Source organism: Kitasatospora sp. NPDC004723 (assembly GCF_040609255.1).
In the GTDB taxonomy this organism is placed as follows: domain Bacteria; phylum Actinomycetota; class Actinomycetes; order Streptomycetales; family Streptomycetaceae; genus Kitasatospora.
The window spans coordinates 208,629-220,320 of the sequence record NZ_JBEXJT010000003.1 but is presented as its reverse complement, the minus strand read 5'-3'; the positions used below and the strand labels follow the sequence as shown (position 1 = coordinate 220,320).

Sequence of the window (11,692 nt, the reverse complement as noted above, 5' to 3'; positions counted from 1 at the left end):
TTGGGAGCCCATGCAGCACATCGACCTTGCCAGCGCTCGGTGGCGCAAGAGCACGTACAGCGGCCAGGGCGGTGAGTGTGTAGAGGTTGCTCCGGACTTCCCCGGTGCTGTCCCCGTCCGTGACTCCAAGGACCCGTCCGGTCCCGCGCTCGTCTTCCCCGCCGCCGCCTTCACCGCGTTCGTCGACGCAGTCCGGGCCGGGGAGTTCGGAACGCTCTGACCGCCGCCCGGACGCCGATGGTCCTGACCGACGCATCGGTCAGGGCCATCATTGCTACAGCCCGAGCGTCGGCGGCAGCGTCAGCTTCGGCTGCGGCTTCAGGTCCTGCAGGCAGAGGGTGTACTTGTGGTCGCCCCGCTTGTAGGTGAAGTAGCCGTCGGCCTCGGGGAACGCCCGGCACACGTTCTCACCGTCATCCGTGTCGTCCTTGCGCCCGACCACGCGGTGCTCGGCCTTCGGGTCGGAGCACGGGACCACCACGACGTCCGGATTGTTGTCCCCGACGCCGGGCAGGACGATCGGGTTGTTGTTGTGGATGCAGTCGCCCGTCTTGGCGTACTCGGGGTCGTCCTTCTCCAGCAGCACGATCAGCGAGACCAGGATCGCCGGGATCAACAGTCCGAGGATCGTGGGCCGCAGGAACACCGGCTTGCCGGGGTCCGCGGGCCGCAGGGGCGCTCCGGGCACCGGCTCCGACAGCTTGTTGACCTTCAGCCGCGTTCAATCTCGTTCATCCCCGAGCCCTCGCCGTCATTCGTCGACAGGCGGCACCGTCCAGGCCGGCTCCAGGGCCAGCCGATGACCGGTCAGCGCGTGCACGTCGTCCGTGACCGCCGCGCGCTCGTGCAGGGCGGGCAAGTGCTCGGCGGCGTACTGCTCGTGGGCGGCGGCGTCGGACCACAGGGTGGTGACCAGGTAGCGCTGCGGGTCCAGCCGGGTGACGACACCGCCGAGCATGCCCCCGGCCGCCGCCATGCCAGGCGCCCACACCTCGCGCTGCACGTCCATGAAGTGCGCCGCCCGGCCGGGCCGCAACCGGCAGTCGGCGACCCGCAGCAGGGCGGCCGTCCCAAGTGCGCCGCGCAGATCGGCCGCATTACCGGCCATCTCCAGGAGGACCGCACCCGTACCCGCCTCGATCGCGGTGTACGTCCCGCCCTGGCCGCTCGCCGCGACCACCGCGTCGTGCCGCTCCCGCATGAACCGCCCGTACGCTTCCTCGTCGGCCCACAGACCAAGGACCCGGGCATACCCGCCCTCCCAGCCGCCCACCTGCCCGATCAGCCCCGGCTGGTCCCCGATCGCCGCCCAGGCCCGCTGAGCATCGGAGAACCGCTCCCGCCCGTCCTCCGGCACCTCGCAACCGATCCACTTGCCCCACATGCGCGTCAGCCCTTCCCGCATACGACGGAGTAGGAAGTCGGACCGGCCGACTTCCTACTCCGTAACGAAGAACCTGCCTCATGGGGCTCCGGCGCGCCAACGGGCCAGTGCGGTGGCCCCGCGTGCGAGCGGCGACAGCGGTGGCGGCGGCAGCGGGGACGGGGACGGGGGTGCGGACCGGGCCGTCATCGGGCGGTGGCCAGGGCGTGCTGGATCTCCGGGAGGGAGCGGTTCTTGGTCTCGGGGACGCGGCGGGCGACGAACAGGACGGCGGCGAGCGAGACCGCGGCGAAGAACCAGAAGACCCAGCGCTCGCCGACCGCGTCGGCGGTGGGGAGGAAGGCCTGGCCGACCACGAAGTTGGCGGCCCAGTTGACCAGGGCGCACAGGCCGGTGCCGCGGGCGCGGGACTCGGGCGGGAAGATCTCGGCGGCGAGGATCCAGAAGACCGGGCCGAGGCCGATGGCGAAGGAGCCGACGTAGGCGGTCATCGCCACCAGGGCGACGGCGTTGCCGAGCGGGCCGGGGTGGGCGGGGCCGAGGACGATGCCGAGGGCGGCGAGGGAGACGGCCATGCCGGCGAGGGAGCAGAGCAGCAGGGGGCGGCGGCCGACGCGGTCGATCAGGGGGATGGCGGCGACGGTGAGCAGGACGTTCACCGTGCCGATCGCGACGGAGTAGCCGATCGAGCTGGTGGCGGGCAGTCCGGCGCGGGCCATGATGCTGGGGGCGTAGTAGATGATCGAGTTGATGCCGCCGAACTGCTGGACGGCCGCCAGCGTGACGCCGATGAGCAGGGCGGCGCGGGCGCCGGGGGTGGACAGCAGGGCGCGCGGCCGGTCGGCGCGCGGGCGGGCGGGGGAGGGCCGCCCGTCGAGCCAGGCCGGGGTCTCCGGGATGAAGAGGGTGCCGATCAGCATCGCCACCGAGGGGATCAGCCCGACGGCGAACATGGCGCGCCAGTCGCCGCCGCCCGCGAAGGCCAGGTTGACCAGGTAGGAGACCAGGATGCCCACCGTCAGCAGGATCTGGTTCACCGTGATCATCCGGCCCCGCAGCCGCGGTGGGGCGATCTCCGCGAGGTAGAGCGGGACGATCGTCGACGCGCTGCCGACCGCCAGGCCGAGCACGGCCCGGGCGGCCAGCAGCGTCCAGAAGTCCGGGGCCACGGCGGCCAGCGCCAGGCCGACGGTGAAGGTGGCCGAGATGCCGATCAGCGCCTTGCGGCGGCCGAAGCGGTCGGCCGGGCGGGCGCCGGCCAGGGCGCCGACGGCGGCGCCGAGCAGCAGGGCCGAGATCACCGCGCCCTCCTGGAAGGAGTTCAGCGCCAGCTGCTCCTTGAGGAAGAGCAGGGCACCGGAGATGACGCCGGTGTCGAAACCGAACAGCAGCCCGCCGAGCGCCACCACACCGGTGGCGAGGGCCATCCGCCGCACCGGGGGCGAGGGGAGGGCGTCCGACGGGGAGGCGGTGAGGTCCAGGTGGAGCTGCGGTGCCATGAGCGGGCTCCCGGAGGGGTGTGGTCAGCAGAGTCAGCGGCGGTCAGCGGTGCTCAACGGTGCTCAACGGTGCTCAGCGGTGCTCAGTGGTGGGCGTGGGCGGCGTCGAGGGAGCGCAGGACGGTCTCGTGGTTGATGTCGAACCAGCGCAGGTAGGAGACCAGCCGGTCGGTGAACGCGTGCGCGTCCTGCTCCTCGCGCGTACTGCGCCGGCTGCGGATCTCCGAGGTGCCGTCGAGGGTCTCCAGGGTGGGGGCGCACAGTTCGACGCACGAGCCGGGGGTGGCGAGCGCGTCCAGGTAGCGGGCGGTCTGGTGGCCGGGTACGCCGTGGTAGAGCTGGGTCCAGACGAGGTGCTGCGGGCGGGCGCCGGCCGCGGCGAGGGCACGCCAGCGGGTGGAGGCGTCGGTGCAGTGCGCGTCGGCGTGGACGTCGCGGGCGAGCCGGGTGGTGGCGGTGCCGGCCATGCCGCGCAGGGCTTTGGCCTCGTGGCTGCCGGCCCGGTCGAGCAGCGCGTCGATCTCGACGTCGATGCCGCCGACGCCGAAGGCCGCGACCGAGGTGATGCCGGCCAGGTCGAGGCCGCGCCAGCGGGCGAGTTCGAGCCCGTCGAGGTGGGCGCGGACGGCCTGCCGGTAGCGGGCGACGGAGTGCAGCGGGCCGAGCCGCACGCCGATGCCCTCGCCGAGCAGGGTGGTGAGGGCGGCGAGGCCCGGGTCGGAGGCGGGCAGGGCGGGCAGCAGGTTGGGGCGGTGGACGGTGGCGGAGAGCCGGCGGGCGGCGTGCACCTGGTCGCAGGCCTTGCGGCTGCGGGCGGCGACCGGGACGGAGACCAGGCCGTCGCGGCCGTCACCGCGCTCGTGGAGCGGGGACAACAGGTCGCAGAGCCAGCGGAGTTCGTCGTCCGGGGCGGGCCCGGTGAGAGCGACGGAGGTGATCCGCCCGCTCTCGACGAGCTCCCAGATCCGGTCGCGGCCGGCCGGGCCGGACGGGGTGTGCTGGTACCAGACGGCGAGGCCGGCGGCCGGGCGCGAGGTGCGTACCGACGGGCGGTCGAGGGTGCCGATCATGCTCGGACGGTCCTTTCACGGTCGAGTGCGCGATCGAGGGGAAGGGAGTGCGGAGCAGTGGTGGGCGTGGTGAGTGGGGCCGGCCGCAGTCGGGCACCGGCCGCCACCGCGAGCAGCGCGGCCAGGCAGATCGCGGCGCCGAGCGGCACGACCGTGCCGACGCCGTGCGCGGTGACCGTCCAGCCGCCGAGCGCGGCGCCGGCGGCGATTCCGGCGTTGGCCGCCGAGACGCCCAGGGTGGCGGCGAAGTCGCCGCCCGGTCCTGCGAGTTCGACGATCCGGGACTGCAGCGCCGGGACCAGCCCGAAGCCGGCCAGTCCCCAGCAGGCGACCAGCACGGCGGCCGCCGCACCGGAGTGCCCGCCCAGGTGCAGCGCCAGCAGGGCGGCGGTCAGCCCGGCGCAGCCGGCGGTGAGCGTGGCGGCGGCCCGGCGGTCGGCCAGCCGGCCGCCGACGAAGGTGCCGACGGCGGCGGCGGTGCCGAAGGCGAGCAGGTAGCCGCCGACGAACCGGCCGCCGACGCCGGTGACGTCCTCCAGGAAGCCGGCCAGGTAGGTGTACGCGGTGAACTGGCCGGTGAACAGCACCACGGCGGTGCCGAGTACGGCGAGCACCGGCCGGGAGAGCGCGCCGCGCAGTTGCCCGGCCAGGCTGGGCGCGCCCATCGCGGCGGTCGGCGGCACGGTGCGCCGGACGGCGAGCAGGGCGAGCGCGCCGAGGACGGCGACGGCGGTGAGCGCGGCCCGCCAGCCGAGCCACTGCCCGACCAGCGTGCCGAGCGGGACGCCGAGCACGGTGGCGACCGAGATGCCGCCGAAGACCAGCGAGATCGCCCGTCCCTGCCGGCCGGGGCCGGCCAGGGAGACGGCCACGCTGGTGGCGGCGCCGACGATCACCCCGTGGGCGAGCCCGGCCACGCAGCGGGCGGCCAGCAGGACGCCGATGCCGCCGGCCGCCGCCGCTCCGGCGCTCGCCGCCACGTAGGCGGCGAGCGCGCCGAGCAGCAGGGTGCGGCGCGGCAGCCGGAGGGTGAGCGCGGTGAGGGCCGGTCCGCCGACGGAGATGCCCAGGGCGTAGCCGGTGACGAGCAGTCCGGCCGTGCCCAGCCCCGCTCCCAGACCGTCCGCGATCGGGCCGAGAATGCCGACCACGACGAATTCCGAGGTGCCGACGACAAAGGCGACGAGGGCGAGCGAGAGGAATGCGAGACGGTGCGAGGATTCGTTGGCGAATTGACTCTTCGGGCTTTTCTCCGGGCGGTTCGGCGGCATTGTCGTCAGCTCTCCGGCCAGTGCTCGGTGGGAAGGTAGAGGCGGGTTTCGGTGGTGTCCTCGTACGGCATTCCCTCGGGCATGTTGATGAGTTCCATGCTCATGCCCCAGGGGGTGGTGAAGTAGACCCAGCGGTCGCCCTTGATCGGTCCGTCCTCGATGGTCTCGGGGTCACCGAGGATGGTGACGCCGGGGACCCTGCTCAGGTAGTCGGCGGCCTTGTCGACGTCGTCCACGTAGATCGCGAAGTGGTGCCCGCCGACGTCGCTGTTGCGCGGCTGCTCGCGGTCCTGGACGGGGGCGGTGTACTCGAAGAGCTCCAGGTTGGCGTTGGGGCCGAGGCGGAGCATCGCGATGTTCGCCGAGGCCCGCGGGTCCACGTTGAGCTTGCGCGCCATCCAGTCGGTCTCCGGGTCCTCGACCGGGCCGAGCCGGTAGGCGAGCTCGGCGCCGATGACGTCGACGAAGAAGTCGACCGCCTGCTGGAGGTCCGGCACGGTGTAGGCGATGTGGTGCACCGCCCGGGCACCCGGAATCTTGGCCATGGGAATCCTCTTTCGTCCGTTCCCGGTCCGGCGCGGTTCCGCCGGCTGTTCCGAGAATGGGCCGCCGGCCCGGTGGGGGGCAACGGTCGGCGGAGGACTTTGTCAAGGTGCCAAACCGGGGGGCTGTGGATTCCCGGTCCCCGGCTGGTTGTGTTCTGCTTTCGGTCCGATCGCGGATTTCCCTTCAGGTCAACAATTCGAGCGGAGTTGGTTCACATGACGATCGCGTCGCCGGTCGCGTCCGAGGTGCACGTCGCGGGGTACACCGCCCCGGGGTTCGAGCGGGTCCGCGAGGAGTTCGGGCGCAACCTCCTGGAGCGGGACGACCTGGGCGCGGCGTTCTCCGTGCACCGCGGCCGGGAGGTCCTGGTGGACCTCTGGGGCGGGACGGCCGACCACCTGACCGGCGCCCGCTGGGAGCGCGACACCCTCCAGACGATCTTCTCGGGGAGCAAGGGCGTCACCGTGACCGCCCTGCTCAAGCTGGTCGACCGCGGCGGGATCGAGCTGGACCGCCCGGTCTCCCACTACTGGCCGGAGTTCGCGGCCGAGGGCAAGGGCGCGGTGACCGTCCGCGAGGTGGTCACCTTCACCGGCCGGCTGCCCGGCACCTGGACCCAGGTCACCCAGGACGACGCCAACGACCCGCTGCTGATGGCCGGCCTGATCGCCGCCCAGCCGCTGGAGAGCGACCCGCGCGCCGACGGGATCCTGTACGGGCCGCTGTCGGCCGGCTGGATCGTCGGGGAGCTGATCCGCCGGGTGGACGGCCGCCCGCTGGACCGGTTCTTCCGCGAGGAGATCGCCGTCCCGCTGGACCTCGACATCCACTACGGCACCGGCCCGGCCGACTGGTCCCGGCTCGCCCGGACCACCTACGGCAGGAACTTCCTGCCCCAGTTCACCGGGTTCTTCCAGAGCGACGACCCGCTGACCCAGCGGATCTGGCAGAACCCCCAGCCGTTCCCGGACGACGAGGGCGTCTGGGGCCGGCCGGAGCGCCGTTCCGCGCTGATCCCGGCGATCAACGTCAGCGGCACCGCCCGGGCCTTCTCGACCTTCTACGGGATCCTCGCCGAGGACGCCCGCCGGCCGCTGGACGACCGGCCGCTGATGCTCTCCCGCCGCCTGCTGGACGAGGCCCGAGGGGTGTACGCCCGCAAGACCGACCAGCTGATCGACGTGGTGATGGCGTACGGCGGGGGCGGCTACCGGCTGCGGACCGCCGAGCGGCCCGGTCCGGACGGCGAGACCTTCGGCCACGACGGCGGGGGCGGCTCGGCGAACCAGGCCTGGCCCCGGGTCGGCCTCGGCGTCTCGTACGTCATGAACCGGCTGATCGCACTCGGTCCGGACGACAAGCGGGCCGGCTCGCTGCTCAAGGCGCTGGCCGCCGATGTCACGGACCTGGGCCTGATGGAGCGGTGAGGCCGGGGAGGCCCGGGAGCCCCGGTGGCGTCGGTGGCCCGGCAGGGGAAAGGGCCCCCACGGGGGTAGGGGGCCCTTTCCGGTACCTGAGCCGAGACCGGGACCGAAGCCGAGACCTGAGCCTGAGCCCGAGCCGGTGGCCGACCCGCCCGGCGGAGCACGCCGCCGGGCGGGGATCCGGTCATTCGCCCGCCGCGGCCTCGGCCTCGGCGGCCTTGGCGGCCTCGGCGGCGGCGATGCCGTCGAGGCGGGCGTACTGCTCACCGGTCAGCTCGATGGCCAGCGCGCCCAGGTTCTCCACCAGGTGCTTCCCGGACGTGGTGCCCGGGATCGGCAGGATGTTGGGCGAGCGGTGCAGCAGCCAGGCGAGCGCGGTCTGCGCCGGGGTGGCGCCGACCTCGCGGGCGACCTCGGTGACCGGGCTGTCCTCGCCCGCGTGGCCGCCGATGGCGATCGGGAAGAACGGCATGAACGCGATGCCGCGCTCGGCGGTGAAGTCGACCACCTCGTCGTGCTGGCGGGTGGCCAGGTTGTACCAGTTCTGCACGGTGGCGATCGGGGCGATCTCCAGCGCCTGCTTCAGCTCGTCGACGGTGACCTCGGAGAGGCCGATGTGCCGGACCTTGCCCTCGTCCTGCAGCTGCTTGAGCGCGCCGATCTGGTCGGCCAGCGGCACCTCGGGGTCGATCCGGTGCAGCTGCAGCAGGTCGATCCGCTCGACCCGCAGCCGGCGCAGGCTCAGCTCGGCCTGCTGGCGGATGTAGGCCGGGTGGCCGACCGGGACCCACTCGGACGGGCTCGGGCGGGTCATGCCGACCTTGGTGGCGACCACGACGTCCTGGGCGTAGGGGTGCAGCGCCTCCGCGATCAGCTCCTCGCTGCCGCCGAGGGCGTAGGAGTCGGCGGTGTCGATGAGCTGGACGCCGTTCTCGACGGCGGTGCGCAGCACGTCCAGCGCGGCGGCGCGGGGGGTGGGCGCGTGCCAGACGACGGCCTCGGTGGGCTTGATGTCCGGGGTGTCGGCGAGGCGCATGGTGCCGTAGCCGATCCGGCGGACCGTCAAGTCGCCTCCGAGGGCGAAGGTCTGACGGTCGATCTGGGCGTTGATCTCGGTGTTGGTCATGCCGGTCACGGTACAATCTCCCATTCGTGTGAGATTCAAGTGGATGTGAGGGGTGTCACATGCGGATCGGTGAGCTGGCGGCGCGGACCGGGGTCAGCGTCCGCCTGTTGCGGTACTACGAGGAGCAGGGCCTGCTGGAGGCCCGTCGGCCCGAGGGCGGGCACCGCCGGTACGACGAGGACGCGCCGGCGGTGGTGCGGCACATCCGGGCCCTGCTGGGGGCGGGGCTCTCCACCAGCGCCATCCGGGACGTGCTGCCCTGTGTGGGCGGCGACGGCACGGTGGCCCCCTGCATGCTGGAGGTGCTGGAGCAGCGGCTCGACCTGCTCGACCAGCAGCTGCTGTCGCTCGGGGCGAGCCGGGCCGCGTTGGCGGGGATCGTCGCGGCGGCCCGGCGGGAGGCCGAGGTGGTCGAGCTGAACGCGCTGGTGTCGGCCTGAGGCGGCCGGCCTAGCGCGCCGCTCCGGTGCCCGCGACCGGGGCCGTGGCCGGGGTCGATCCCGGTCCCGATCCCGTTGCCGGGGCGGTCGAGGCCGAACCGGTGCCGGCCGGACCGGACTTGGCCGCGGCCTTGGAGGACCGACCCCATCGACGCATCACCGGCACCTCGACCAGGCGGTACAGCGCCCAGCCGAAGCCGATGCTCAGCGCCAGGGTGATCCCCATGACTCCCAGGGCACCGGGGGTGCTCCAGGTGTTCGCGCCGGCCGATCCGGTCGCCGCGAGGCCGAGCGGTCCGTACTGGATCACCAGGAAGTGGACCATGTAGAAGGCGAAGGAGACCTCGCCGAGCCAGACCATGGTCCGGCCGGCGAACGGCGTCCCCACCCCCGCGGCGTCCCTGGCGGCCACCGCGGCGATCAGCAGCCCGACCGGCAGCGCGGTCGGCGCGGCCATGCCCCAGGCGTCCGGCAGTGTGATCATCAGCGCGTACCCGGCGACGGTGAGCAGCGCCGCCACCGGCCAGCCGATGGCCACCCAGCGTCCGGTCCGGACGATCCGTGCCAGCAGGATGCCGAGCACGAACTCCGGCAGCCGGGCGGCCGGGAGGAAGTAGACGAACCAGTACCGCCAGAAGGAGAGCGGCTGCCAGGGCGAGTTGGGGCTGCCCGGCAGCAGCTGGGCGATCAGCGGCAGCGCGAACAGCACCGCCGTCATGACGCCCACCCAGAGCCAGAGCCGCTCCGGCCGGATCCGCCGCACCAGCGGCAGGATCACCGGGAAGCTCAGGTAGAACAGCACCTCGCAGGCCAGCGACCAACTCGGGCCGTTGGTACCGCCGATGACCTCCAGCGAGGGGATCCAGCTCTGCAGCAGCAGCAGCGAGGGCACCGTCCCGGCGGCGGTCAGCTCGGCGCCGGCCCGGGCCATCAGCAGCAGTCCGACCAGCCAGGTGACGGCGTGGTTGGGGTACAGCTTGAACAGCCGCCGGCGGTAGAAGGCCGAGGGCCGGTCGCCCTCCTTGGCGGACCAGGTGAGCACGAAGCCGCTGAGCACGAAGAAGAATCCGACGCCCAGGAAGCCGGCCCGGCTGAGGTAGTCCGACATGAAGTCGTTCAGCGCGGGGGTGTCGAAGGGCTTGGCCACCGACACGTGGGTCAGGAAGACCAGCAGCGCGGCGATCCACCGCATGCCGGTCAGCGACGGCAGCCGGGAGAGGTTCCGCCCGGAGCCGGCCGGGGCGCCGCCGGCCGCGGCGCTCACCGGACGCTCCCGGGCAGCCGGATCGACTGGCGGTGCCGGAAGAAGTCCTTCGGGTCGTAGGTCTGCTTGACCCGCTGGAGCTTCGGGTAGTTGTCCTTGTAGTACAGCGTGGTCCACGGGACGTTCGAGGTGTTCTGCTGCGGGTCGCTGAGGTCGCGGTCCGCGTAGTTCACGTAGCACCCGTCGGTGACCCGGTTGGAGACCGGGACGCCGCCGGTGTCGGCGTACACCTCGCGGTAGAACTCCTGCAGCCAGGCCGTGTTGGGGGCGTCGTCGGCGGGCGCGGTCCAGTAGGTCTGGTACAGCAGCTTGAAGATCGCGTCGCGCTGGGGGAGCGCGGTGGCGTCGGAGGCGACGCTGTTGATCCTCCCGCCGAAGGAGACCACGGCCAGGCCGCCCTTCGGGTTGGTGTAGTCGCTGCGGGTCAGGTGCTTCCAGATCGCCGCGATCTGGCTCTCCGGGAAGCCCTTCTTCATGTACGCCGACTTGTGGCCGGCCCGCAGCTGGGGGTTGGTCTGCGAGCCGTCCATGGTGCCGATGTACTTGACCGCCTTGAGCCACGGCAGCCGGACCACGTCGCCGGTGTGCGGCACGCCGAGCGCGTCGCTCAGCCCCTGGACGAAGTCCTTGGCGCGCTGCTCGGCCTGCGGCACGTCGCCGTTGACCTGGAGCAGCAGCACCAGGCTGCCGGAGACCTTGTGGTTCAGGAACAGCCAGCTGGTGAGGCCGGTGTAGTCCGAGTCCGGGCCGCTGTTCTGCTCGAACCAGGTGCCGTAGGCGCGGACCATGTTGGCGAAGCCGGTGCGGGTGATGTTCTCCCAGGACCAGCTCGGGATGGCGATCAGCACCTCGGCCGGCGGCTTGGGCAGCTGGTCGGACGGGTTGCTGCCGGTGGCGTCCGGCGAGCGGAACCAGTACCGGGTGACCACGCCGAAGTTGCCGCCGCCACCGCCGGTGTGGGCCCACCAGAGGTCGCGGTGCGGGTCGTTGGCCTCACGGGTGGCGACGATCGCCCGGGCCCGGCCGTCGGCGCCGAGGGTGACCACCTCGATCGCGTACAGGTGGTCGACCACCAGGCCGTGCTTGCGGGACAGGTTGCCGTAGCCGCCGCCGGTGACGTGCCCGCCGACGCCGACCGCGTAGCAGACGCCGCCGGGGATCGTGACGCCCCAGCCCTCGTAGAGGGTCTGGTAGACCTTGAGCAGGGTGGCGCCCGCCTCGACCTCGAAGGCCCGCCGGCCCGGGTCGTAGCCGACCGCGTCCATGAGGTTCATGTCGACGACGACCTCGACCTCGGCGTTGTAGACGAAGTCCTCGTAGCAGTGGCCGCCGCCGCGGATGGTGAGCCGCTGCTTCTTGTCGGCTGCGTCCTGGACGGCCTGCACCACCTGGGCGGTGGTGCGCGGCAGCCGGACGCCCTTCGGCCGGGCCTCCCAGCGCGGGTTGAAGCCGGATATCAGGTCGACGTAGCGCGGCTGGTCGGGCGTGACGGTGATCAGGTCACCGTTGCGGATCGTTCTGGAGGCCGAGCCGTTGGTGTCCTCCGCGGCCGCCCGGGCGGCGGGCACGAGGAGCCCGCCGGCCGTGGCGGTGCCGATGGTCGCCCCGGCACCGGCCACGAACGTGCGGCGACTGAGATTGCGCATGGAACTCTTCCCACTTCCTGGT

At 72.8% G+C, this 11,692-nt stretch carries 12 protein-coding genes; 3 read left to right on the top strand and 9 right to left on the bottom strand.

Features of this window, described 5'->3' with window-relative positions; genetic code table 11:
* The first annotated feature begins 10 nt into the window (after positions 1 to 10).
* Positions 11 to 220, top strand: a complete 210-nt coding sequence (locus ABZW10_RS05705) for a DUF397 domain-containing protein (RefSeq protein ID WP_355360445.1) — start codon at positions 11 to 13, stop codon at positions 218 to 220.
* A gap of 54 nt (positions 221 to 274) precedes the next feature.
* Here ABZW10_RS05705 and ABZW10_RS05700 read toward each other — a convergent pair whose 3' ends face one another.
* From ABZW10_RS05700 to ABZW10_RS05675, 6 genes are all read right to left on the bottom strand, one after another.
* Positions 275 to 688, bottom strand: a complete 414-nt coding sequence (locus tag ABZW10_RS05700) for a hypothetical protein (protein ID WP_355360442.1) — start codon at positions 686 to 688, stop codon at positions 275 to 277.
* A 63-nt stretch (positions 689 to 751) separates the two neighbouring features.
* Positions 752 to 1,405 carry a DUF4937 domain-containing protein gene (locus tag ABZW10_RS05695; protein WP_355360439.1) on the bottom strand — a complete coding sequence of 218 codons (654 nt, stop codon included), beginning with the start codon at positions 1,403 to 1,405 and terminating at the stop codon, positions 752 to 754.
* 164 nt (positions 1,406 to 1,569) lie between these two features.
* Entirely contained in the window at positions 1,570 to 2,883 is a 1,314-nt protein-coding gene (locus ABZW10_RS05690; RefSeq protein WP_355360436.1) for an MFS transporter, read from the bottom strand.
* A gap of 83 nt (positions 2,884 to 2,966) precedes the next feature.
* Positions 2,967 to 3,953, bottom strand: coding sequence for a transaldolase family protein (locus ABZW10_RS05685; RefSeq protein WP_355360433.1), 987 nt, complete (start codon positions 3,951 to 3,953; stop codon positions 2,967 to 2,969).
* Positions 3,950 to 5,224, bottom strand: coding sequence for an MFS transporter (locus ABZW10_RS05680; protein WP_355360430.1), 1,275 nt, complete (start codon positions 5,222 to 5,224; stop codon positions 3,950 to 3,952). Before ABZW10_RS05680 ends, ABZW10_RS05685 begins: the two co-directional genes overlap by 4 nt.
* 5 nt (positions 5,225 to 5,229) lie before the next feature.
* Positions 5,230 to 5,769 (bottom strand): VOC family protein, encoded by a 540-nt coding sequence (locus tag ABZW10_RS05675; protein WP_355360428.1) that lies wholly within the window; start codon positions 5,767 to 5,769, stop codon positions 5,230 to 5,232.
* Positions 5,770 to 5,985: 216 nt separating this feature from the next.
* On the opposite strand from ABZW10_RS05675, the gene ABZW10_RS05670 reads away from it, so the two are divergent.
* On the top strand, positions 5,986 to 7,197 hold the full coding sequence (locus ABZW10_RS05670; RefSeq protein WP_355360426.1) for a serine hydrolase domain-containing protein: 1,212 nt from the start codon (positions 5,986 to 5,988) through the stop codon (positions 7,195 to 7,197).
* Positions 7,198 to 7,378: 181 nt separating this feature from the next.
* Here the strand turns inward: ABZW10_RS05670 and ABZW10_RS05665 are convergent, their stop codons facing one another.
* Positions 7,379 to 8,320, bottom strand: a complete 942-nt coding sequence (locus tag ABZW10_RS05665; protein WP_355360423.1) for an aldo/keto reductase — start codon at positions 8,318 to 8,320, stop codon at positions 7,379 to 7,381.
* 59 nt (positions 8,321 to 8,379) lie between these two features.
* On the opposite strand from ABZW10_RS05665, the gene ABZW10_RS05660 reads away from it, so the two are divergent.
* Positions 8,380 to 8,760, top strand: coding sequence for a MerR family transcriptional regulator (locus ABZW10_RS05660; RefSeq protein ID WP_355360420.1), 381 nt, complete (start codon positions 8,380 to 8,382; stop codon positions 8,758 to 8,760).
* Positions 8,761 to 8,770: 10 nt separating this feature from the next.
* Here the strand turns inward: ABZW10_RS05660 and ABZW10_RS05655 are convergent, their stop codons facing one another.
* A complete protein-coding gene (locus ABZW10_RS05655; protein WP_355360417.1) occupies positions 8,771 to 10,024 on the bottom strand; it encodes an acyltransferase in 1,254 nt (417 codons plus the stop codon).
* A complete protein-coding gene (locus ABZW10_RS05650; protein ID WP_355360414.1) occupies positions 10,021 to 11,670 on the bottom strand; it encodes an FAD-binding oxidoreductase in 1,650 nt (549 codons plus the stop codon). Before ABZW10_RS05650 ends, ABZW10_RS05655 begins: the two co-directional genes overlap by 4 nt.
* Between the last annotated feature and the right edge of the window lie 22 nt (positions 11,671 to 11,692).